Annotated in this window: 19 protein-coding genes; 10 read left to right on the top strand and 9 right to left on the bottom strand. The window is 44.9% G+C overall.

Annotated features, from left to right (window positions below; all coding sequences use genetic code 11):
• Nucleotides 1-158: 158 nt before the first annotated feature.
• Complete coding sequence (locus tag ACRD6K_RS09150; RefSeq protein WP_430973003.1) at nt 159-1,109, bottom strand: tRNA dihydrouridine synthase; 951 nt, start codon at nt 1,107-1,109, stop codon at nt 159-161.
• A 96-nt stretch (nt 1,110-1,205) separates the two neighbouring features.
• Here ACRD6K_RS09150 and ACRD6K_RS09145 point away from each other — a divergent pair, with 96 nt between their 5' ends.
• The 3 genes from ACRD6K_RS09145 (at nt 1,206) to ACRD6K_RS09135 (ending at nt 3,416) form a co-directional block, all read left to right on the top strand.
• On the top strand, nt 1,206-2,195 hold the full coding sequence (locus ACRD6K_RS09145; protein ID WP_299578560.1) for a DUF4271 domain-containing protein: 990 nt from the start codon (nt 1,206-1,208) through the stop codon (nt 2,193-2,195).
• Between the two features lie 16 nt (nt 2,196-2,211).
• The gene (locus ACRD6K_RS09140) at nt 2,212-2,961 is read left to right on the top strand and encodes a uroporphyrinogen-III synthase (protein ID WP_430973002.1); all 750 of its coding nucleotides are present in this window, start codon (nt 2,212-2,214) and stop codon (nt 2,959-2,961) included.
• 74 nt (nt 2,962-3,035) lie between these two features.
• Nucleotides 3,036-3,416: a ribonuclease P protein component gene (locus ACRD6K_RS09135; RefSeq protein WP_430973001.1), complete on the top strand. Its 381-nt coding sequence runs from the start codon at nt 3,036-3,038 to the stop codon at nt 3,414-3,416.
• 49 nt (nt 3,417-3,465) lie between these two features.
• Here the strand turns inward: ACRD6K_RS09135 and ACRD6K_RS09130 are convergent, their stop codons facing one another.
• The 3 genes from ACRD6K_RS09130 to ACRD6K_RS09120 all read right to left on the bottom strand — a co-directional run bounded on the left by ACRD6K_RS09130 (nt 3,466) and on the right by ACRD6K_RS09120 (nt 8,233).
• Entirely contained in the window at nt 3,466-4,557 is a 1,092-nt protein-coding gene (locus ACRD6K_RS09130; RefSeq protein WP_430973000.1) for a chorismate mutase, read from the bottom strand.
• Between the two features lies 1 nt (nt 4,558).
• Nucleotides 4,559-5,452 (bottom strand): prephenate dehydrogenase, encoded by an 894-nt coding sequence (locus ACRD6K_RS09125; RefSeq protein ID WP_299578564.1) that lies wholly within the window; start codon nt 5,450-5,452, stop codon nt 4,559-4,561.
• A gap of 303 nt (nt 5,453-5,755) precedes the next feature.
• Nucleotides 5,756-8,233: a T9SS type A sorting domain-containing protein gene (locus ACRD6K_RS09120; protein WP_430972999.1), complete on the bottom strand. Its 2,478-nt coding sequence runs from the start codon at nt 8,231-8,233 to the stop codon at nt 5,756-5,758.
• Nucleotides 8,234-8,326: 93 nt separating this feature from the next.
• Here ACRD6K_RS09120 and ACRD6K_RS09115 point away from each other — a divergent pair, with 93 nt between their 5' ends.
• The 3 genes from ACRD6K_RS09115 to ACRD6K_RS09105 all read left to right on the top strand — a co-directional run bounded on the left by ACRD6K_RS09115 (nt 8,327) and on the right by ACRD6K_RS09105 (nt 12,718).
• Entirely contained in the window at nt 8,327-9,778 is a 1,452-nt protein-coding gene (locus tag ACRD6K_RS09115) for a glycoside hydrolase family 32 protein (RefSeq protein ID WP_430972998.1), read from the top strand.
• Between the two features lie 99 nt (nt 9,779-9,877).
• Nucleotides 9,878-12,034, top strand: coding sequence for a ribonuclease R (gene rnr, locus ACRD6K_RS09110; protein WP_299578567.1), 2,157 nt, complete (start codon nt 9,878-9,880; stop codon nt 12,032-12,034).
• A gap of 84 nt (nt 12,035-12,118) precedes the next feature.
• A complete protein-coding gene (locus tag ACRD6K_RS09105) occupies nt 12,119-12,718 on the top strand; it encodes a TetR/AcrR family transcriptional regulator (protein WP_299578568.1) in 600 nt (199 codons plus the stop codon).
• 166 nt (nt 12,719-12,884) lie between these two features.
• On the opposite strand, the gene ACRD6K_RS09100 is transcribed toward ACRD6K_RS09105, so the two are convergent.
• The 4 genes from ACRD6K_RS09100 to ACRD6K_RS09085 all read right to left on the bottom strand — a co-directional run bounded on the left by ACRD6K_RS09100 (nt 12,885) and on the right by ACRD6K_RS09085 (nt 16,894).
• Nucleotides 12,885-14,099 carry an ABC transporter permease gene (locus ACRD6K_RS09100; protein WP_430972997.1) on the bottom strand — a complete coding sequence of 405 codons (1,215 nt, stop codon included), beginning with the start codon at nt 14,097-14,099 and terminating at the stop codon, nt 12,885-12,887.
• Nucleotides 14,100-14,924 carry a class I SAM-dependent methyltransferase gene (locus ACRD6K_RS09095; protein ID WP_430972996.1) on the bottom strand — a complete coding sequence of 275 codons (825 nt, stop codon included), beginning with the start codon at nt 14,922-14,924 and terminating at the stop codon, nt 14,100-14,102.
• Nucleotides 14,925-14,926: 2 nt separating this feature from the next.
• Nucleotides 14,927-15,265: a 30S ribosome-binding factor RbfA gene (gene rbfA / locus ACRD6K_RS09090; protein ID WP_299578571.1), complete on the bottom strand. Its 339-nt coding sequence runs from the start codon at nt 15,263-15,265 to the stop codon at nt 14,927-14,929.
• 252 nt (nt 15,266-15,517) lie between these two features.
• Nucleotides 15,518-16,894, bottom strand: a complete 1,377-nt coding sequence (locus ACRD6K_RS09085) for a TrpB-like pyridoxal phosphate-dependent enzyme (protein WP_299578572.1) — start codon at nt 16,892-16,894, stop codon at nt 15,518-15,520.
• Nucleotides 16,895-17,413: 519 nt separating this feature from the next.
• Between ACRD6K_RS09085 and trpS the strand changes: the two genes are divergently transcribed.
• Complete coding sequence (gene trpS, locus ACRD6K_RS09080) at nt 17,414-18,415, top strand: tryptophan--tRNA ligase (protein ID WP_299578573.1); 1,002 nt, start codon at nt 17,414-17,416, stop codon at nt 18,413-18,415.
• A gap of 156 nt (nt 18,416-18,571) precedes the next feature.
• Here the strand turns inward: trpS and ACRD6K_RS09075 are convergent, their stop codons facing one another.
• Nucleotides 18,572-19,483: an HU domain-containing protein gene (locus ACRD6K_RS09075; RefSeq protein WP_430972995.1), complete on the bottom strand. Its 912-nt coding sequence runs from the start codon at nt 19,481-19,483 to the stop codon at nt 18,572-18,574.
• 168 nt (nt 19,484-19,651) lie between these two features.
• On the opposite strand from ACRD6K_RS09075, the gene galE reads away from it, so the two are divergent.
• The 3 genes from galE to ACRD6K_RS09060 all read left to right on the top strand — a co-directional run bounded on the left by galE (nt 19,652) and on the right by ACRD6K_RS09060 (nt 23,608).
• Nucleotides 19,652-20,680 carry a UDP-glucose 4-epimerase GalE gene (gene galE / locus ACRD6K_RS09070; protein ID WP_430972994.1) on the top strand — a complete coding sequence of 343 codons (1,029 nt, stop codon included), beginning with the start codon at nt 19,652-19,654 and terminating at the stop codon, nt 20,678-20,680.
• Nucleotides 20,681-20,991: 311 nt separating this feature from the next.
• Complete coding sequence (locus ACRD6K_RS09065; RefSeq protein ID WP_430972993.1) at nt 20,992-21,903, top strand: RluA family pseudouridine synthase; 912 nt, start codon at nt 20,992-20,994, stop codon at nt 21,901-21,903.
• A 121-nt stretch (nt 21,904-22,024) separates the two neighbouring features.
• Nucleotides 22,025-23,608, top strand: a complete 1,584-nt coding sequence (locus tag ACRD6K_RS09060; protein WP_430972992.1) for a sulfatase family protein — start codon at nt 22,025-22,027, stop codon at nt 23,606-23,608.
• The last annotated feature ends 8 nt before the right edge of the window (nt 23,609-23,616 follow it).

Here is a 23,616-nt window from a genome sequence, read left to right as displayed (position 1 = left end):
TTTTCAGCTTCCGTTTTAACATTATCAGTGATCTATTCTACTTTTGGGAGCTGTTGAAGTAGCTGTAGGAGAGTGTGTTGTCTTTATTGAAGACAAGCTGATTAGAATTGGGGAGTACGAATGTTAAATTTATGTTATGCGCCTTTGGACGCTTAAAATCAGACTGATTTCTGAAAAATTGAGGGGTAAACTTCAAGAAAACGATCGAGTTTTGATGCCTTTTTAATCGGCTTATAGGTTTTGGCCGGATTGGGAAAACTATTGGCAAAGTAACTCCAGAATTGTTTCATCTTCATCAATACATGACCGTCATCCTGCAACCAAGCCCGATAAGCGTCCAACACCTGCTGGTGAAATTGCATTTTGAGCTGTAGCGCTTCCTGTTCGCTTATTGTTTCTCCTTTCAATTGTTTGATCAACAGGGGATCGCTTAAAATTCCCCGACCAATCATCCAGGTTCGTTGGCTGGGAACAAGTTGAAGGATTTCGTCTATATCTGCTTTGGAAGAAATATCGCCATTGTAAACCAGCGGCTTGTCGGACAAAGCCACCAGCTGGGCAAAAAGCTTGCGATTGGCTTGGCCTTTATACAGCTGTTTGGCTGTTCGCGGGTGGAAAATCAACTTTTCGAAAGGGTAGTTTTGCAGAAGCTCAAACTGGTTCAGAATGGTTTGCTCATCGGTCATTCCCGATCGAAACTTGACGGACACCTGAAAATTAAAGTCTGAAAACAAATTATCCAAAACCGCTTTAAGCGCTGGGGTATCTTCCAGCAGGGCCGTTCCCCGGCCACGTTTGGTGGCCATGGGGTAGGGGCAACCCAGGTTTAGGTTGACCTTGGAATAGCCCATTTGTTGGAGTTCGCTGGCAAGCAGCTTCAGTTCGTCAGCATTGGCACAGAGGATTTGCGGAACCACGGGCATGTCGATGTTATTTTCGGGTAAGCAGTCGCGCAACTGGCTGTTTCTGATTTTTTTACCCGGACCAATTGCCAAATAGGGAATGTAAAATTCGTCGATGGAACCAATCAGCTGATGATGGCAGCGTCGGTAAACAAAATCGGTAAATCCCTGTAATGGCGCTAAATAGAAATGATGGTCTAATAACATCGTTTGGTTAATAACTATTTTGCTACAAAGGTAGTCAGCTCGCTTATTTAACCTCGGAAATTTCTATTTTTGTATGAAAATTTAGCTTTGGCTGAAATGTTAGAACAAGCACTTCAAAATGACACTCTTTTGCAACAGCTGAATCGTCCTGTTGAAACCGAGTCTTCCGGAACGGTTCAGGTGCCGGTAAAACTGATTCAGCCAGCTGCTATTCGTAAACTGGATTCGATCAATCAACAAGATAGTACGGTTACGGCTGGAGTTCAGGGGGCCGGATCGGCACAAACAACAACCAATAAGGCAACAGTTCGCTCGGGAGCCAAAGCTGCTGAAGACCTTCAGTTAGCCAAACCGATTCGTGCACAAAAGGTGGAAACCTTTACCGAAGAGCCTTCGAAACCCTGGATATCTTTGCCTGAGAAGTCTTTTATGAATGAAAAGCCTGATTGGGTTATTGGGGTTTTTATTCTGGCACTTATCTTACTGGCTACCGTTCGTTTGTTCTTTAACAAGTACTTGAGCCAGCTATTCCATGCAGTAATCAATTATTCCACTTCCAGCCGGCTGTTTCGCGATCGGTCGGTAAGTGTTACCCACGCCTCGTTTCGGTTGGATTTGATTTTTTACCTGATCTTTAGCGTTTTTATCTTCCAGTTTTTTGATGAGTTTAACTTGTCGCTTGCCTCAAGTAGTTTTAATACTTACCTGATCATTTTAGGCGTAGTTATTGGCTATTATATCCTCAAGCGATTGGCTTATTTGTTCGCTGGATTTGTGGGTGAAACCAGCTCGGAAACAACAGAATTTCTGTATAATATGCATCTTTATAGCCGGATTTTGGGATTATTTTTAATTCCGGTGAGTTTGGTGATTTCTTTTGGTGCTTTACAGAATCCGCGGCTGGCCGTATTTACAGGGCTATTTATTTGTGCAGCCTTCTATTTCTTGTTGTTATTTCGTGGCGCTAAAATATTAATTACAAAACATTTTTCTATTTTTTATTTGATTTTATACCTTTGTACCCTTGAAATTTTACCGTTGATTTTTATCTGCAATTTGGTATTGGTTAAAAACGGGATTAAATAATTTAAAGTTTTATAGCTTGAAAATCAAGAAAATATTAGTTTCGCAGCCAAAACCTGAATCTACAAAATCACCTTATTTTGACTTGGCTGAAAAGACGAACGTACAAGTAGACTTCAGGCCATTTATTCAGGTAGAAGGTGTTTCCGGGAAAGAATTCAGACAAACGAGAATTCAGATTCTTGATCACTCTGCTGTTGTTTTTACAAGTCGTACAGCCATTGATCATTTCTTCCGAATTTGTCAGGAAACCCGGGTCACTGTTCCCGACTCTATGAAGTACTTCTGCATTTCAGAAGCAACTGCTTACTACCTGCAAAAGTATATTGTCTACCGCAAAAGGAAAATCTTTTACGGCGCTGGTCGTTTTGAAGACTTGGTGGAAGTGATGAAGAAGCACAAGAATGAGAAATTTCTTGTTCCTTTGTCGCACATTCACAAACAAGAAATTCCGTTGCTGCTTGATAAAGCAGGCTATAATTACACCAAAGCGATTCTATACAAAACCGTCAGCAGTGATTTGTCTGACTTGAAGGATGTAAACTATGATATCCTGGTTTTCTTCAGTCCTTCGGGCATTAAATCGCTGATTCAGAATTTTCCTGATTTTGAGCAAAACAGCACCAAGATTGCTTCCTTCGGCCCGACAACGGCAAAGGCAGTTGTTGATGCCGGTCTTCGACTGGATATTCAGGCGCCAACTTCTCAGGCACCTTCAATGACTATGGCTTTGGAGCAGTTTATCAAGGAACACAACAAGGGAAACTAAAGACTTTTTCAACAAATAATTGAATAGAAAGGGGAATAAACTTCCCCTTTTTTTATTGTATTTTCGTTTTTACGATGCACGCTTTCAAACTCACCAAAAAGGAACGACTTTGCAGCACCAAAATGATTGGGAAGCTATTTGAACAAGGATCGTCGTTTTATATCTTTCCCTTGAAAGTGGTGTATCTGCCCATGCCATTAAGCGGCACTCATCCGGCTGAAGTGAGCTTCTCGGTGTCGAAAAGAAGCTTTAAGCGGGCCGTGGTACGCAACCTGTTGAAACGGCGCATGCGCGAAGCTTACCGCTTATACAAGCCCACTTTTTATGAATCCCTTCCGGAAGGGCGGCAAGTCGCTGTCATGCTTATTTATACCTGCAAAGAAGTGAAAGACTACCAGTCCATTGAAAAAGGGATGCAAAGAGCCCTGAAAAAACTGAGTGATTTACTGCAATAAAAAAGGGATCGCCTGTGGCAATCCCTTCCGTATTTTAAGTAGCCATTGGCTAATCTTCATCCATAATTTCTGTCTGCATCCGAACAGAATCTTCGTGAATCAGCTGGAATAAAATCTGTACAAAAGTCCGGTTCAGGTTGAGCTTTTCACCCAAATTGATGCGGTTGTTCATCAGCTCAGTCCACCGATTGATTTGAAGTGCTGTTACGTTGTTTTCCTTCTTATACCGACCAATTTCGCGGGCAATCTCCATACGCGATGAAAGAACTTCCATGAGTTCAGCATCGAGGGCATCAATCCGGTTACGCATCAGCTCCAGTTGATTTTCAAACTGTTTGTTGTTCGACGAAGCCTGACGAATAATCAATTTATCGAGCAGTTTGCCCAGTTCAGCCGGAGTAATCTGTTGTTCCTTGTCACTTAAGGCGCAACTTGGATCGCGGTGCGATTCGATCATCAGTCCTTCCATACCCATGTCAAAGGCTTTCTGCGAAACCTCTTGCAAGTATTCGCGTTTTCCGGCAATGTGGCTGGGGTCGCAAATAACGGGCAGGTTGGGCAGCAAGCGTCTCAGCTCGATAAAGGTTTTCCAGTTGGGGTAGTTGCGGTACTTTGTTTCGCGAAACGGGGTAAAGCCACGGTGAATACCGACCAGGTTTTTAATCCCTGCCTGATTTAAGCGTTCAAGGGCTCCCATCCACAGCTGGACATCGGGGTTAACCGGGTTTTTGACCATGATTACGGCATCGGTTCCCTTAACCACATCGGCAATTTCCTGCACCACAAATGGGCTGGCTGTTGATCGGGCTCCAATCCACAGCACGTCCAGTCCTGCATTCAGGGCTTCTTCGGTGTGCTGGGCATTAGCAACCTCGGTACCTACCGGCAAGCCGGTTTCTTTCTTGACTTGCTGCAGCCACTTCAGACCAATAGAGCCAACGCCTTCAAAGCTTCCTGGGCGTGTTCGGGGTTTCCATACGCCGCCACGGAAAACAAAAACCCGTTTATCTTTGGCTAGCTGGTGCGCTGTTTCAAGCGTTTGTTCTTCAGTTTCCAGGCTGCATGGCCCGGAAATTAACAGCGGGTTGTCCAGCTGTGGTAACCAATCTTTCATTGGTCTGATGTCTAATTCAATTCCCATCTTATTTCGTGTAAAATTTAACAATCTTCTCTTCGTTTTTGATCAATGATGGATTTTCTCCACCAAGTATAGACCGAATATTGTTGGCATTGTTCATGAGTTCGTACATTCTTTTTTCATCATGCTCAATACTTTCCTTAAAGTCGATCAGGTGTTTTATGTAGACTTCGAGCGAGTCGACTACATACTCTTTGTTTTGCTGAAAGATTGGCCCCCACATGGAAGGCGTGCTTTTGGCCAGGCGAACTGTGGAGCGAAATCCACCACTTGCCAGGTCAAGAATAATCGAGCGGTCTTCCTTGTCTTGCACGGCGTTGGCCAGGGCATAGGCTGCGGCGTGTGGCAGGTGCGAGATGAAAGCCGTGCTATGATCCTGTTCGTCCGATGACATGTATGCAATATTCATTTCCATGGATTGAAACATTTTTTCGATTAAGGCCAGGTGCTGAGGCCCACTTTTTTCATGATCGCAGATAATGGCGATTTTGTTGCTGAAAAGGCCTTCCAATGCAGCTTCAGGCCCGGAGTTTTCAGTTCCTGACATGGGGTGAGCCGCCACATAATTTCTTCGCTTCGGATGATTTTCTACGACCGCTGTCAGTGATTTTTTCGTTGATCCCATATCGGTAACCGTTGTCCGGTCGGAGATCAGATCGAGTACCTGGGGCAGCAGGAGTTTGATTTTATCCACCGGAATAGCGATAATCACCAGGTCGGCTGCACTTAAGGCCTCTTCCAAAGGCAGAACCTGATCAACCAAGCCAATTTCTTTTGCTTTTCCGGCATGTTCGCTATTGGCATCCACTCCAGTAATTGCTGTAGCAAACCCATTCTTACGAAGATCTTTAGCTATTGATCCTCCAATTAATCCTAATCCGATAACGGTTACATTCATGCTAAATTGGTATAAAAAAAAAAGGTCCCGATTTCTCGGGACCTTTCAAGTAATATATCTTCAGTTTAAGCAATACACTACTGTTCGACCCCGTTTTGAGAACCGAAATAATAAGACCAGTAATAAAATGTATTGCTAAAAACCATTTTTTTCTCTTTGAATTTGAAAGCAAAGATAGAGATTTCTTTTAAAACTGGAACTTAAGGTGTTTCAGTTTTTCTTATTTGTCAACAGGTGTGTTTGTAACTCGCAGTGGTAGAGCTGTTTGGGAAATGATAAAAATCTCCTTTTTTTTGTTCGGTCTTAGTGTTTTATAAATTTTCTGGAGATCAGCTGCCCGTTTTCAAAAGTGAAATTGACAAAATAGAGCCCCGCAGGCAGCGATTCAAGTTGAATGGAATGAGTCAGTTGTTTGTTGTTTACGGCAAGTTCCTCCTGATTGAGCAATTGTCCGTGACTATTGAATAAGCTCAGTTTTACCCGGTCTGCTTTCGATTTGAAACTGCCTTTTATGAATAAATCGGTGCGAACCGGGTTGGGGTAAAGTATGAGTTCGCCTGGCGAGTAAGTGATTTCATTGGTGGCAGTTGGCGGATCCTGAATACTCAGGTCGTCAATGGCCCAGCCCCAGCCATGGGCGTAGGGGTCAGAGAACAGGCGAAAACGGATAAAGATGGTATCCCCTTTTTCAAAACTGCCATTGTCGGTAAGGTTGATTTCACGGGCAATATAGTAATTGCTTCTGCCGGTTGCCGTTGAATTATTCCCTTGAATAAAATTGTTGTAATTGCTTAGCCAGGTGGTATTTTCGCGCGAATCATAACCATCGATTAAAGGTAGCCACTTGTCGGTACCATTTAATGAGCCTTCAACAATGACATAGTCCCAAAAATCGTCGTCTCCAAACAGGCTTCCGTCTTCACCGGGTTCAACCAAAACAACTTCGTTGAAGGTCATTTTCGTCCGGTCTGTAAGCACAATGGGGTATTTCAGCAGGCAGGTGAAATTATAGGTTAAATCATCTTCGTCAGGACTGGGGTAAGGATGTGGGCTGTGTAAAGCGCCGTCGTTAAATCGTGGTTCAGTACCAATGAAAAAGTCCGAAGAGATGAAATCGCGGGTGTCCGCATTGAAATTGTTGGTGTAGGCTCTTACTGCTTCGTAAAGGCCATCAACGCGGAAAGTGTAATATCCGTCTGCAGGCAGAACCGTTTGGTTCTTGTTGGATGAACTGTCTGTGGCAATGATCTGATAGCGAATGGAGTCTCCATCCATTAGTCCACTTAGCTGTAAGGTGGCCTGATAATGGTCGCCTTCCTGGTGGGGGATCGCCAGGGTGTTAGGCGTTTCACTGTCATTGATTAAATAGGTCATACTTACTTGCTCAATACCGATGTTGTCGGTGGCCGTCACTAGAATTTCTGCGCGAAGCTCGCTTTCAAGCATGTATTTGACCGGCGTGTGTGTAACAAGGGGTTGAATAAGGTCAGCCCCAATGGTGAATTCAAAATAGTCGCTGGGAGCCGTGCCCGGCAAGTAATAGTTGCGCTGGCTCGTGTCGGTTACCGCGAGGTAATAATGATAGCTACCTTCAGCTAAGTCGTTGATCGTTAGCACAAATAAATCCTTTTCCTGTGCATAGGATATTGGCAGGGTGTCGGCATTGGTAAAGGCATCGTTTGAATACACGAAAATGAGGGAAGTGCTGTCAATTTCAGAATCAGTCTTGATGCCTGCTTCCAGCGTGATTGGTCCGGCAAGTTCGCGATCTTCAATGGGTTGGTGCCGAATGCTGGTGTAAACCCAGCCCATGTCGGCTAGCATGCCTAAGGTTAAGGGACCCGGATCGTGAATGGCTTCTGCCTGGTCAAAGAAAGGGGTCATTAGGGAGTTGGCATTTCCAACCTGATACGTTCGTTCGTTCAGGTGATAAATGCTGGATCCTTCATCAAAGGAGGTTGGGGCGTATAACCGGGGATACGTGTCTGTTCCGGATGCTTGTTTTGCTGTTGAGCTTTCGAAATATAAATTGTTGGAGGTAAATGCCTGAAGAAGTTCTGCCGATGGGTTGGGGAAAATTTCCGTGTCGATCAGTTGTTCATCAGACCCATTAATGACAAACTCATCAAAAATACCGGGATAGGGCAGAATGTCGCCGTATGTTCCCTGTTGGTCCTGTTCATAAAAGAAGCCGGTATAACCCAGTCCGTGGGCTATTTCATGTAAAACAACCGAAACAAAGTCATATTGATTGTCCGGTGTTTGCCCATCGGTGCCGAAGTACCAGTTGTCATTATCGCTGTTGAACTGGGCAATCAGGTCGGGAACGGTTGCATCGGTTATTTCCATAGCTTCCAGCTTTTCAACCAAGGCTACCGGGTAGTAGCGGTTTTTCTTTGGAGCTGCTTCAAAATTTTCAAAGTAAAGGTAAGGACCGCAGCTTCCTAAAACCCCTTCATCCAGGGCGGTCCAGCGTGCTGTCATGTAAATGGGTACCGGAGAGGCAATGAGGTGTTCCCAGATTTCAACGGCATATTGAAAAGCCTGTTTTGGTTCATCCTCGAAGCCGATGTAAGTGACGATAATGGAGGACTTCTTTTCCTGCGTGGATTTGAGACGTTTGAGATATTGAGAAGGTGCTTTGATGAAGCTTTGGTGACTGTGGGAAGAACCATAGCAGATGGGTGCCGGAATTTGTACGCCTTCCTTTTTCCACTTGTTTTGCGCCAAAGAGCTTAACGCAAGCCCCGTAATAACCATACAAAGTAAAAATTGCCTCATTGGATTATCTTCAATATTAAGGTCAAAATTAAAAGAATTCTTGTCTTATTTTTGTTAATTTGTGGTTTCTCTATACTTCTTAACAAGCAAGACATGAAAAGTTCGTTTAAGCTACTCATTTTAATTAGTGTATTCTTTTTCACCTTGACAGCAAAGGCTAAAAGCGATGGTTTTGATGAGCCTTATCGGCCTCAATTTCATTTTACGCCTGCCGAAAATTGGATGAACGATCCGAATGGCTTAATCTATTTTGAAGGGGAATACCATCTTTTTTATCAGCATAATCCCAACGGAAAAGAGTGGGGTTTTATGCACTGGGGGCATGCGGTGAGTCCGGACCTTGTTCATTGGGAACATTTGCCCTTGGCTATTTACCCGGACAATGAATCGACCGATAAAGAGTTTGCGACCGCCTTTTCAGGCTCTGCTATTGTTGACAGGAACAACCTGTTGGGCAAGCAGCAGGGCGAGCTTCCAACGTTGTTAGCATTTTACACTAGCAAGGATAATGGGCAGCGCATTGCTTACAGCACCGATAAGGGGCGAAGCTGGGAAAAATATGAAGGAAACCCGGTGATTGCCTTTGATGAAGAGGATGATGCCCGCGATCCCAAGGTGTTCTGGCATGAAGATAGCCAACGTTACGTCATGGTTTTGTGGCGGATGCCGGAGGGACAAAAAAGCAACCAGGGAATTTCCATCTATTCTTCGGAAAATTTAACCGACTGGACACACGAAAGTCATTTGGCAGGTTTTTACGAATGTCCGGATCTGGTGGAATTGCCGGTGAACCGACGAGCAGATGATACGCGCTGGGTGATTTTTGACGGTGACGGCTCTTACCTGATTGGCGATTTTGACGGGAAACGCTTTAAGCCGGAAACGCCCAAAATGCAAGGGGATTTCGGAAAGAACTTTTACGCCACACAAACTTTCAATAACCTACCTGACGAACAGAACCGGACCATTCAATTGGCCTGGATGAGAGGTGGAGAGTACCCGGATATGGCGTTCAATGGTCAAATGACATTTCCAACGGAACTGGCCCTGAAAAAATACCTGGAAGGAATACGGCTGGTACGGACTCCCGTGAAGGAAATCGAACTGCTGCATGAAAAAGGGCATAGCTGGGAAAATGAAAACCTGATTCCGGGCTTGAATAAGAACCTGACACGGAAAATCAAAGGCGATTGTTTGCATATTAAAGGCACGTTTGATCTGAAAACGGTGAATAGCTTTGGGTTTGTGGTGCGTAATTCGCGAAAGGAAACAGGCGTGGAAATTCGATACGATGCCACCAAGCAAGTTTTATCCTGCATGGGACAAGGCGTGCTACTTAGCCCGGAAGACAACAAAATACAACTGGAGATCCTGATTGACCGAACTTCCATTGAGCTTTTTGGCAATGATGGCAAAGCCGTTTTAAGTTCTTGTTACACTGCTGATCCCGAAGCTCAGCAACTCATTCTGTACAATACCGGTGGCGAGCTTTTGGTCGAGCAACTTGAAATCTACCCCTTAAAATCAATGTATGAGCTTGACTAGCTGTCGATAAAAATAAATCGTGGACGGGGATTGCAAATTGATGCTTTCCCCTTTCTTATTTCTATGGAATAGGCTAACTTCAAGGAAAAATTAAAATCAATGGCAAAAAAGAAAAACAGAAAGAAGAAACTGAAAAATCTTTCGAACTTCAATAAACCCCAACTTAAAAAATCCATTCTCGATATTTTTTACAGCGACCCGCAAAAGACCTACAACTATAAGCAGTTGGCCGGAATTTTGGGCGTGAAGGACCAGGAGACCAAGAAACTGATCAATGTGGTTCTTGATGAATTGGCGGAGAATGAAAACCTGCAGCAGGTTCAACGGGGAAAGTTTAAAGTAAAATCGCGGGGAGGTTATATCTGCGGACTGGTAGAACTGCAACCCCAGGGATTTGCACACATCATTTCAGATGAAGTGGACCGGCCTGTGCTGGTTTCGCAGCGCAACCTGAACCATGCCATGGAAGGCGACAAGGTAAAGGTGTACCTGTATGCCCGGCGTAAAAAACACCAGCTGGAAGGCGAAGTGTCGGAGATTGTGGAACGCGCCAAGACCACCTTTGTGGGAACGGTAGAACGCTCCAAAAACTTTGCATTTCTGGTTCCGGTTGGTAAAGTTGGTTTCGACTTGTTCATTCCGGCCGAGAAGCTCAATGGAGCAAAAGACGGGCAAAAGGCCATTGCCAAGATTACTGAATGGCCTCAAAAAGCCAAGAATCCTTTTGGCGAAATTATTGAGGTGCTCGGCGATGTTGGTGATCACCAAACGGAAATGCATGCGATTTTGGCCGAGTTTGACCTTCCGATTCGCTTCCCTGAAAATGTGCTGAAAGCCGCCGAAAGAATTCCGGAAGAAATTACGCCCGAGGAGATTAAAAACCGGCGCGACATGCGGGATGTGGTTACGTTCACCATTGATCCGGCCGACGCTAAGGACTTTGATGATGCCTTGTCGGTGCGCAAACTCGACAATGGTTTGTGGGAAGTTGGAATTCACATTGCTGACGTTAGCCATTACGTGCGTCCCAACACCATCCTGGATGATGAGGCGTACTCCCGAGCCACATCCGTTTACCTGGTTGACCGGGTGGTTCCGATGTTGCCGGAGCGGTTATCCAACGGTGTTTGTTCGCTTCGCCCCGATGAGGACAAGCTTTGCTATTCGGCCGTTTTCCATCTGGATGATCAGGCCAATGTGAGCGGGCAGTGGTTTGGCCGAACCGTGATTCATTCCAACAAGCGGTTTTCGTATGAAGAGGCTCAGGAGATTATTGAAACCGGCGAGGGAGATTTGAAAGACGAAGTACTGACCTTACAAAAACTGGCGGTGGAGCTTCGGAACAGTCGCTTCAAGCATGGTTCGCTGGCATTTGATCGGGTGGAGGTAAAATTTGAAATCGAAGAGGAAACCGGTAAGCCCCTGTCCGTCTATTTTAAAGAGTCCAAAGAAAGTAATAAGCTAATTGAGGAGTTCATGTTGCTGGCCAATCAAAAAGTGGCTGAATTTATTGGTAAAGCCAAAGGAAAGCGGCCGGCTAAAACCTTTGTTTACCGGATTCACGATCGGCCCGATCCGGAAAAGCTGGAAAACTTCAATCATTTTATCCAGAAGTTTGGTTATGGCATTCAAACAACCAGTTCGCGTGCTATTGCGAAATCGATGAATAATTTGATGAACAATGTGAAAGGGAAAAATGAGCAGAATGTGATTGAAACACTGGCTATTCGCTCCATGGCGAAGGCGGTATATTCTACCCGGAACATTGGGCATTACGGACTTGGGTTTGAGTATTATTCTCACTTCACTTCACCCATCCGGCGTTATCCGGATATCATGGTTCACCGCCTGCTGGAGCGTTACCTCGACAACGGGCGCTCGGCCAATGCGCAAAAGTATGAAGACATGTGTCATCATTCTTCGGAAATGGAATCACGCGCAGCCAATGCCGAGCGGTCTTCCATTAAGTACAAGCAGGTTGAATTTATGAAAGACAAGATCGGCGAAGCTTTCCCGGGAGTGATCTCCGGAATTACCGATTGGGGAATTTATGTTGAACTTGAAAATAAATGTGAAGGCATGATTCCGATTCGGGAGTTGGGAGACGACTTTTACATTTTTGATGAGAAGAATTATTGCCTGGTGGGTAAGCATAGTAACAAAATGTACCAACTGGGCGAGAATGTTAAAGTCGAAATTTCGCGGGCAAATCTTGAGCGAAAACAGCTTGATTTTAAGTTGATTGAAAAGCTCTAGATTCGTTGTAGGGAGAAAAAGAAACTGATTATTCTAAAAATTGAATATCTTTAACCCTGTTTTATAAAAATCAACCCAATGGTAATGAATACTCAAAACGGCGGGAATAAACGAGATGCCAACCGTGAAAATATTTTAAAAATTGCGCAGGAAATTTTCAGCAAATACGGTTATAAAAAAACCACGCTTGATGATATTGCCAATGCCGTTCGGAAGGGAAAAAGTTCATTATACTACTATTTTGACAGCAAGGAAGACCTTTTCCAGGCTGTCATTATGAAAGAGGTGGATGTATTGAAGCGGGAACTGGAGAAGGTGGTGCTTCGGAATACGGATCCGGTAGAAAAACTACGCGATTACATTTTGACCAAACTAACCACCTTTCGCGGGCTGGCTAATTTTTACCACGCCCTGGAGAACGATGTGACAGCCATTGAATTCATTGACAACATCAAGGATAAGTATGATCAGGAAGAAATCCGGATGATCAAGCGGATTTTGATTGAAGGGGTTCGTAAAAATGAGTTTGAGATTTATGACTTCACCCTGGCAGCCATTGGTATTACTACGGCCATTAAAGGGCTTGAAATGCCCCTTTCGGCCGGAAACTACGGCTCGGTAAACCTGGAGCGAAGTGTCGACAATATCTTGAAGATTTTGTGCTACGGCATTATGAAACGCTAAGCAGTTGCCGGATCAAAAATGAAAGAGTAGCATGCTGCGCTTTTAAGAAGTAAGCTGACCTTCCTCCTATTATTCTTAATCTATAAGCTTGTTTCTATTGGGTGGGACAAATTAAATCGGCCAATTAATTAACGCCATGGCTATGATTTGTAGATTTTCTGAAGGCTTAGCCTAAGTCTTTGGACAAGTTGCGAACGGGATACCAGGCCGCAAAGAAACCAATGCAAAGTACGATAAGGAAAGTGGCTGACACATCAATCAGCTGGAGTTCGACGGGGTAGGCTGATAGCGCAAAAGAACCGTCGCCGGGGAGTTTCAGAAGCTCAAACTGGGTTTGTGCCCAGACCAAAATAATTCCCAAAATTAATCCGCCAATGGCGCCGGAAAAGGACACCAGCCAACCTTCAAAAAGGAAAATTTGCCGGATCAGTTTGTTGTTGGCGCCCATGCTTTCCAGGATTTTAATATCATCCTTTTTGTCGATGATAATCATGGTTAGGGAGCCTAAAAGGTTGAAGGAAGCAATCACCAGAATGAAACTCAGAATCAGGAAGCTGGACCATTTTTCCGACTTCATTACCCGGTACAGAAATTCATGCTGTTCGTAGCGATCTTTCACAACAAACTGAGGTCCTAGTATTTGCTGGATCTTCGTTTTGACGGTTTCTACATCAGCGCCGTCAGTAAGTTTAAGCTCGAGGGAGCTAAGGCGTCCTTCCATCTCAAAAAGCGACCGGGCCAAATCAATGGGCACGAGGATGTATTTGTTGTCAATTTCTTGTTCAACCGAAAAAGAACCAGCCGGAAAAACATGCGCCCGGTTGAGTGATTGATCCATGTTCAGGCGTGTTTTAAAATCTTTACGTGGCACATGGATGTAGATGGGGCTGACAAAGGAGAGACCAACCGAGAGTTCATAGCGTACGCCTTCGCCAATTACCGCAAAGTTTTGCGAACCGTTTTTCAGGACGAATTGACCATCATCAAGGATAACGCTGTCTAGTCCCGAAAAAGAGCCATAGTCGGGCGCTACGCCTTTTACCACACCATATTTTAAGCGGTCTTCATAACTCAGCATGGCGTTTTCTTCCACCACTTCGGCATAACGGGCTACCCCTTCCAACTGTTTCACAGCGTCAAAATCGGCATCCTCAAGCGTAAAGCTTTTGCCTTCGGCTACCGTAATCTTTAAATCCGGGTCGAAGCTGGAAAGCATATTCTCAATGAAGGAATCAATGCCATTAAAGGCCGACAGCACAACGATCAGCGCCATGGTTCCAATAGCAACACCCACCACCGAAATGGCCGATATAATGTTAACTATATTGGCTGATTTGGGAGATACCAAATAACGGCGTGCTATGTAGAATGCGAGTTTCAACTATTTGTAGGCTTTTACGATCAATCCGGTTCCGGTTGGGTGTTTCAGGTTGACATCAAAATAATTCAACAGGGCAGCAATGGGAAAAACAATCAGGTAATAGAACGGGAGAAGCACAAAAAACAACTTGCTGGCTCCCAGCATCAAAATCGGGTATTTCATAGATAGCTTCCACGATATTTTTCCGGGGGCACCGTACGAATAACGGGCATCGACCCGGCTAAATCCGGCTGCTTTCAACTTATCCGCAATGTCCTGAATGTTATAGCCGTCGCGCACATGCTCATCCACAAAACCATGCACTCCTTCTTCGTCATGATCATGGTCATGCACATCTGAACCTCCCTGGTCCGAAGGGGTCGAGATTAAAAGAACCCCTCCTTTTTTCATCGACTGATAGAAGTTCTCAAACACGCGGGTGTCCTCTTCAATGTGCTCCATCACATCAATCGAAAGCACGAGGTCGTAACTTGCCTCGCTTTTGTATTGAGTCAGATCGGCATATTGAAACTTAACCTGTCCGGCTTTATCAATTTTTTCAAAGAAGCGATTGCAATCTGCAATTTGCTCGGGCTTTATGTCCGCAGCAAGAATTTTAGCTTGGGGAAACAGCCTCGACATGCGGTAAGTATATTGACCAAAGCCCGACCCGGCATCCAAAATACTAGGCTGTTGTAGCCCGTTTTTTTTCAAGGCACGAAGCTCTTTCCGGATATGCCACGAACGCAATAGAAGCCAGTCGAGCAAAAGATAAAACAGTTTCCGCAGGGTCGGATTTTGGTTAAATACCTTGCCCAAAGAACGCTTAATCGGATCGTACTGCATGCTTATTGGTTTAAGAGGCGGTCAATATTGTCGATGTAATCCAAACTGTCGTCGATATAAAATTCCAATTCAGGGATAACCCGCAATTGTTTCCCCACTTTTCGTCCGAGTAGCCCGCGAATTTTCGGATTGGCAATCCGGATTTGCTTCAATACTTCTTTACGTTCTTCGGTAGGGAAGATGCTGATGTATGCTTTGGCCAAGGCTAAGTCAGGGCTTACGCGCACGACCGTTACGCTAATCATTTTGCCCATGAACAGGTTGCGGCTCTCTTTCTGAAAGATGTCTGCCAGTTCTTTCTGTAACAACCGGCTTATTTTTTGTTGACGTGTTGATTCCATGTGATTTGAATTTCCGGCAAAGTTACCAAAAATCCGACAGCCAAGCTGCATGCTTCAAGCGAATTCGGTATGAACTTCTATTCGCGGGCTTGTCAGTTTGCTGTGACATCGGCTTAGATTTAAAAATGAGCCTGTTAAATCCAATGGCTTTTGGGTGGAAAGCTTCGCTTGCCGGCATAAAAAAAGTCCTGCCAATGAGAGGCAGGACTTGACGTATATTGCTTTTTATAAGCGTTTTAATTGTTGGTATGCTTATTTGGGTAGCGGATACCCTTGCAGTTTTTCCAGGTTTAAGGCAATTTCTGCATCCGGGTATTCGTAGTCCTGCAACTCTCCGTTCAGGTACTTGTCGTAACCTACGAGGTCCATCAAACCATGTCCGCTGAAGTTGAAAAGAATGGTTTTCTCTTTACCTTCTTTCTTGGCTTTTTTAGCTTCGCGAATTGTGGCGGCAATGGCATGCGTGGTTTCCGGAGCCGGAATGATGCCTTCGGTTTTCGAGAACAGCAGTCCTGCTTCGAAACATTCGCTTTGGTGGATGGCCTGTGCTTCCATCAGTCCGTCGCGCAAAGCGGCACTTACCAAAGGAGCCATGCCATGGTAGCGCAGTCCGCCGGCGTGAATAGGAGCAGGCACAAAGTTGTGTCCCAGGCTGTGCATAGCCATCATTGGGGTCATTTGAGCCACATCACCATTGTCGTAAATAAATGGAGCCTTGGTTAAGGTGGGGCATGAGAAAGGCTCAGCTCCAATCACCTGGATGTCGGCACCATTAATCTTATCATAGATGAAAGGGAAAGAGAGGCCGGCAAAATTACTTCCTCCACCGCAGCAGCCAATAACAATATCGGGCTTGTTGATGCCCACTTTAGCCAGCTGTTTTTTAGCTTCCAACCCAATAATGGTTTGGTGTAGCATCACATGGTTAAGCACCGAGCCCAGCGTGTAGCGTGTTTCTCCTTTGGGGTCGGTTACAGCTGCTTCAATGGCTTCAGAAATTGCAATCCCTAGTGATCCCGGTGTGTCTGGGTATTTGGCCAGAATATCACGACCGGCCTGAGTTTCCGTACTTGGGCTGGCTATGCAGTTTCCTCCCCAGGTGTTCATCAGCATTTTGCGGAAAGGCTTTTGTTCAAAGCTCACTCGAACCATAAACACTTTGCACTCAATACCGCCAATAACTGAGCAGGCAAAGGAAAGGGCAGAACCCCATTGGCCAGCACCAGTTTCGGTTGTCAATTTTTTAATTCCGAATTGCTTGTTGTACCAGGCTTGCGGAATTGCAGAATTGGGTTTGTGGCTTCCGGCAGGCGAAACGCCTTCATTTTTATAGTAAATTTTGGCTGGTGTTCCCAGCGCTTCTTCCAGTTCGTAGGCACGAATCAGGGGACTTGGACGCCAGCGGAAAAGGTGTTGGCGGATTTCTTCCGGAATGTCGATCCAGCGTTCCTGGCTTACTTCCTGCTCAATCAGGTTCATGGGGAATACAGGGGCCAGCATTTCCGGTGTAATTGGTTTGCCATCGGGGCCTAAAGGTGGGTTCAAGGGCGATGGAAGATCAGCCGCTAAGTTGTACCACTGTTTGGGCATGTCTGCTTCGTCCAGATAGATTTTTTTGTGTCGTGCCATGTTTATCGGTTTTTAATGAAAATTTTAAACTAAAAATGGGGTTTGCTGCATATACAACAAACCCCATTTCACGGCCTCTATGATCGTAAAACAATAGCTTGGTCCAGCGTTTCCATTTTCACGTTACGCCAGTGCCATTCGGTTCCGTATAAAGGCATTTTGTACATCTGTTCTTTAATTTTCCGTAAAACTAATTATTATTTTTCAGTTTTCACTTTCCTTCTGCCACCGAGTTGTTTCTTTCAAGAAGATTTTGATCAGATTCTTTTTGTCCTTTCCGAATAGAACGCAACGATCGGAAATTGGCCTTATCAAATACCTGTCGAGGTAGGAAGAGCTCTCTCTTCTGTTTTCTGTTGAAAAAGGGAACGCAGTTTCTTTCAAAAGGTATTTTCCGGTTTAGGGGTTTGGCTGCTTAAGCCGGCTAAGGAATAAGAAGGGAGTTAACAGGTAAAATAAATTTTTGTCTTTCAAGGATTCAAGCTATTTTTGCAGCTCATTTCACAGAAGAACGATCACATGAATAAAGCAACCGTTGTTAGTGGCATCAGGCCAACAGGATTTTTACATTTAGGCAATTACTTTGGGGCAGTGCAAAACTTTCTGCGAATGCAGGAAGACTATAACTGCTATTTTTTCATTGCCGATATTCATTCGCTAACTACGCATCCAACGCCTGAAAACCTGCAGGCCGGTGTAAAGCAAGTATTAGCCGAGTATTTAGCTTGTGGCATTGATCCTGAAAAGTCAACCATCTTTATTCAGAGTGATGTTCCTGAGATTACCGAGTTGTACACCATTCTGAACATGAATGCTTACTTGGGAGAGCTGGAGCGCACGACTTCATTTAAGGATAAGGCCCGCCAGCAGCCCGACAATGTGAATGCAGGCTTATTGACTTATCCGGTGCTGATGGCTTCGGACATTATTATTCACAAAGCGCACTACGTGCCGGTTGGAAAAGACCAGGAGCAAAACCTGGAAATGGCGCGTAAATTTGCCAAGCGTTTCAACCGCATGTATAAATCGAAGGTATTTCCTATTCCAAAACCATTCACCTTTGATGGGGCTGACCTGATTAAAGTGCCCGGTCTGGATGGCAGCGGCAAGATGGGAAAATCAGAAGGGAATGCCATTAACCTGTACGACACGGAAAAGGAAATTCGTCAGAAAGTGATGCGTGCGGTAACCGATTCAGGCCCAACGGAGCCCAATTCTGAAAAACCGGAAGCCATTCAAAACTTGTTTACCCTGATGAAAATTGTTTCGAAACCCGAGGTGGTTGCCCAATTTGATGAGGCTTACAACAAGTGTGAAATTCGTTATGGCGATATGAAAAAGCAGTTGGCGGAAGATATTATTCAATTTACTTCGCCAATCCGGGAGCGTATTGTGACCATTTTGGAAGACGATGCTTACTTGGCCAAAGTGGCTAAGATGGGAGCTGAAAAAGCTCGTGAGTCAGCTTTGGTAACCTTGAATGAGGTGAAAAAACTGGTGGGTTTCCGCAAATTTTACTAAGCGATTGTAAAAAGATAATCGATAATATCATAAAGACTCTGAATTGAATAATTCAGGGTCTTTTTTTTGATCTAACCGGGGTTTGTAAAGCTTGTTGAAGAAGGACGTTTTAGGATGGTTTGAAGCATAAAAAAGCCCCTTGCGGAGGGGCTTCAATTATCGTTTAACGTAAATCCAGATTCCCGAACCGGGGGATTCCGTTTGTATCTTTTGCTTTGCTGTTTTAGCTTCCTGAAGGCTGGCAAAACTGTCAAGTGCAATGTAATGCAGTCCTTTAATTACCCCGATGTTTTGGGCCTTAAATCCTTCAGCCTGCTTTTGCTGGATAAACTTACCGGCATTGGTTTTGCTTCGGAAACTGCCACCAATAAGATAATACGAATGCTTCAAAGTGAGCACTTCGGGTTGAGCGTTTTCTGTAACAATGGGCCGGATGGGCTCTATTTCCTGAACCATTTCTGTTCGGTTCATCATCTCTGCAATGCTGGTCAGGTTTGACCTTTGCAAATTGGAGGTGTTGTTTTTAATAGGAACCAGGGCCAAAGCAATTAAAACCGGAATGGCTAACAAAACTTTTTTCAGTGTTCGTTTTTGAAAGAAAACCTGAACGGCATCGCGCTCTTCTTGTGAAATTTCCTTGCGAACCAGGTTTTTGGCATAAATGGTTTCGTAGTTGAATGTGGCCAGACCATAGGAGTCGAGGTTGAAGTTTTCGTTCATCTCGGGGGTAAAAGTCAGGCTTTCATGCTCATCGTAACTTAACCGGCCAACTCCGTCAATGGTGATGGTTTCACCATCGGTAAGCCGGTAGTTGAGCTCCTGAACCAGCAATTCTACTTGTTTGCTGACAGCCAGGTAATTGCTCCCTTCTTTCTCAACCAAATGATTGATCAATAAACCATCATTAAAAGTCAGCTTCTCATTAAAGCTGATAGCCTTGGATGGCGGGTTGAATTGTGCCGTCCGGACCGTTGCAGGTTTGTAATTACTCACAAAACCACCGAAGCCGGGGATGATGACACAGTCATTCAACAATAAGAGTTCTTTGATGTAGGCTAAAATTTCCACGTTCGTCTCTGTTTATGCCCAAAAATAAAGAAAAATTAACACGCTGGCAACCCTAAGTTCTCAACAATTTAAGCAAGTTTTCAAAAGACAGGCGTAACTTACAGGGGCTTATTAATTAAGCACAACATTTAAATTTGTAGTTTTGAAAAAAATACTCAATCAATTACTATGTCAAAAAAAATATTGGTAACCGGAGGAACGGGTTACATTGGCTCGCACACAGTTGTTGAGCTGCATGACGCAGGCTTCGAAGTAGTGGTCGTTGACGATCTGTCGAACTCTAGTGTTGACGTGTTGGATAAGATCGAAGAAATCAGTGGGAAGAAACCTGCTTTTGAGCAATTCAACCTGGCCGATGCCGCCAAAACAGATGATTTTTTCAAGCGCAATCAGGACATCGCTGCCATCATTCACTTTGCAGCTTCCAAAGCTGTGGGGGAATCGGTACAACAGCCTTTGCACTACTACCGCAACAACCTGGTGTCGTTGATGAACATTTTGGACTGCCAACGGAAATACAACATTGCCAACCTGGTGTTCTCTTCTTCTTGTACGGTGTATGGCCAGCCCGATCAGTTGCCAGTAACTGAAAACACTCCGCGTAAAGATGCTGAGTCGCCTTATGGCAATACCAAACGGGTAAATGAAGATATTTTGCACGACAGTGTGAATGCCTATCCTGAGTTGAAAACCATTGCCTTACGCTACTTTAACCCGATTGGGGCACACCCGAGTGCTTTGATTGGCGAGTTGCCTTTAGGTGTTCCTCAAAACCTGGTGCCGTTTATTACGCAGACAGCTGCCGGAGTGCGCGAGCAACTTAGCGTTTTTGGAGATGATTACGATACCCCCGATGGTTCGGCAATCCGCGATTACATTAACGTGGTTGACCTGGCTAAGGCGCATGTGGTTGCCATTACGCGCTTGCTGGAAAACAAAAATAAGACTGGCTACGAGGTCTTTAACCTGGGAACCGGTAATGGTTACTCTGTTCTTCAAATTGTGAATGGCTTCGAAAAAGCGACTGGCGTAAAATTGAATTACAAAATTGTGCCGCGTCGTGCCGGAGATATTGAAAAGATTTGGGCCGACACCACTTATGCCAACGAAGAGCTGGGTTGGAAAGCGGAAAAAGGATTGGAAGAAACGCTGCTTTCGGCCTGGAACTGGGAAAAGCGTCTACGCAATATCCAATAAGAAATTTGCAGTTTCTTTTTTTACAAAGAAGAATTGCAGGCAGTTACAAAGGCTTTGTCTCAACCGGCAAGGCCTTTTGTTTTTTGCTCTTCCTATCGATTGAGCACAAGCTGGAAACGGGGAAATTAGGATTTTTAACCTAATACTTTCCATCTCTTTGGGGCTACCTTTGCTCTTAATTCTCCCACTTCGTTGGCTTATGCCCGTTTCCTGAAAAAGCTGTTCGTGGGGTCCCTAAAGAAGAAAGATTAGCCCTATCTTTGCCTCGGTGGGATTTCATTATCAACCTGCCATTTAAATTTATTTCGTGCATGAAAAAACACCATTCGGGAGGTCAACGCCCCCAGTCAAAAAAGCCTCGCGCCAACGTGTTAGAGGTGAAGGAACAAGAAGAACTGATGAAGTTTCTGATTGCTCAGCTGCCGCATAAAAACCGCAACAACATCAAGTCGTTACTCAAAAAACGACAGGTCTTGGTTGATGGCAAGGCAATCACTCAATTTAATCATTTACTAAAACCGGGACAGAGAATAACCCTTGAAAGCGCATCGGCACCCATTGCCCGGCAAATGCGCGGTGTTGTGGTAGTGCATGAGGACAAGGACCTGATTGTGGTGAATAAAAACGCCGGATTGCTTACCACTGCTACTGACAAAGAGAATAGGGAAACGGTATTTAGCATCCTCAGTAACTATCTGAAAGAGCAAGACAAGAGCAACAACATTTATGTTGTACATCGGTTGGACCGTGAAACTTCCGGACTGATAGTCTTCGCCAAAAGCAAGGAAATGCAGGAGCTGTTGCAGGAATCCTGGAAGCAGTCTGCTGACAGCCGGAGTTACCTGGCGGTTATTGAGGGCAAGCTTGATCCGGCGGAAGGAACACACCGCTCTTATCTTTTCCAAAGTAAAATTTTTAAAGTGCACTCCAGCCAGGATCCGGACAAGGGCGACTTGGCTGTTACGCATTATTCAACAATTAAAAGTAACGAGTTGTATTCGTTGCTAAAGGTGAGCATGGAGCCGGGAAGAAAGAACCAGGTTCGGGTACATTTACAAGATCTGAAGCATCCGGTTATCGGAGATAAAAAATATGGGTCAAAATCCAATCCAATAGGACGGCTGGGGTTACATGCCTGGGTGCTGGCTTTCAAGCATCCGGTATCAGGCAAGAACCTGAGGTTCGAAACATCTATCCCAGGTAGTTTCCTGAAACTGTTTTAAGCCTTCATTTTACCTCGGATTCTGAATAGAGATAATTCATGTGTAGCGCGGAAAAGGACTTTCAACTTTCCGTGTTACTCGTTCACTTTTTATAGAATAAAAAACGACTAAGCTACTCTTCATGAAACAAACTGTAACTAAAAAATTTGCCCTGCTGGGTATCAGTTCCTGTTACCTGCTCACTTCCTGTTCGGTTGAAGAAAGCCAACTACCAAAACCCAACATCATTTATGTGTTAGCGGATGATATGGGCTATGGCGATGTGACAGCTTACAATCCAGACAGTAAAATTGAAACCCCCAACCTGGACCGGATGGCTCAACAAGGAGTTCGGTTTACCGATGCACATACTTCATCATCGGTTTGTACGCCTACGCGCTATGGTATTTTGACCGGGCGCTACAATTGGCGCAGCCCATTGAAAAGTGGTGTGCTCACCGGAAAATCCAAAGCCTTGATTCCAACTGAACGGACTACCGTAGCGTCTTTGTTGCAGCAGCAAGGCTATCATACGGCTTTTATTGGGAAATGGCATTTGGGATGGAACTGGCAGCTGAAAGACCCGGAAAAAGCTGGAGGTGAAGGTTGGGACGCACAGGACTTTGATAACATTGATTTCTCGAAACCCGTTACGCATTCACCCAACGATTTAGGGTTTGACTATGCTTACGGGCATTCGGGATCGCTGGATATGGCGCCCTATGTGTATGTTGAAAATGGACTGGCAACTGCTATTCCGGATTCAGTTTCGGAGAATACCGGGAAGTATTCGTGGTGGCGCAAAGGCCCAACTTCCAGTGATTTTGATCATGAAGATGTGACTCCTAATTTTTTCAGACGTGCCATTGCACTTGTGGGACAACAGGCTCAGGAAGATAAGCCCTTCTTTTTGTACTTGGCCTTGCCTTCGCCGCATACCCCTATTTTGCCTACTGCTGAGTGGCAAGATAAAAGCGGCTTAAATCCTTATGGCGACTTTGTAATGATGGTGGATGACTGGATGGGAAAACTATTGGCAAGCCTTGAGGAGAATGGCATTGAAGAAAATACCTTAATCATTTTTACCACCGACAATGGCTGTTCGCCTGCTGCTAAAATTGAAGAGCTGACGGCCAAGGGACATTATCCGAGTGGTGTTTTCCGCGGACATAAAGCCGATATTTTTGAAGGTGGTCACCGGGTGCCGTTTATTGCACAATGGCCAGCCAAAATTAAGGCGGGTTTGGTTTCAGATGAAACAATTTGTACCACAGATCTTTTGGCCACTTGTGCCGAGATTACGAACTATCAGCTGGCTGACAATGAAGGTGAAGACAGCTACAGCCTGATGCCTGTTTTTGAACAAGCCGCACTTCAGAAGCCTTTGCGCGAAGCAACGGTTCATCATTCCATCAACGGAAGTTTTGCCATTCGTCAGGGGGATTGGAAACTGATCATGTGTCCAGGGTCAGGGGGCTGGAGCTTTCCACGACCCGAAAATAAGGCTGTGATTGACACGCTGCCGCCAATTCAGTTGTATAACCTGAAAGAGGATCCTTCGGAAACTCAGAACTTGCAAGCTCAGCATCCGGAGCTGGTGGACCAGCTTAAGACCTTACTTACAGACTATATTCTGAATGGAAGAAGCACGCCGGGCGAGCCACAGGCTAATGACCCGATTAAGGGCGAATGGAAGCAAATTGGCTTTACAAAAGTGAGTAATTAAACGTGGTC

Origin of the sequence: Sunxiuqinia rutila, from assembly GCF_050589705.1 — a bacterium.
Lineage (GTDB): Bacteria > Bacteroidota > Bacteroidia > Bacteroidales > Prolixibacteraceae > Sunxiuqinia > Sunxiuqinia rutila.
The sequence above is the reverse complement of the archived record's forward strand: the minus strand, read 5'-3'. Positions and strand labels throughout refer to the sequence as shown.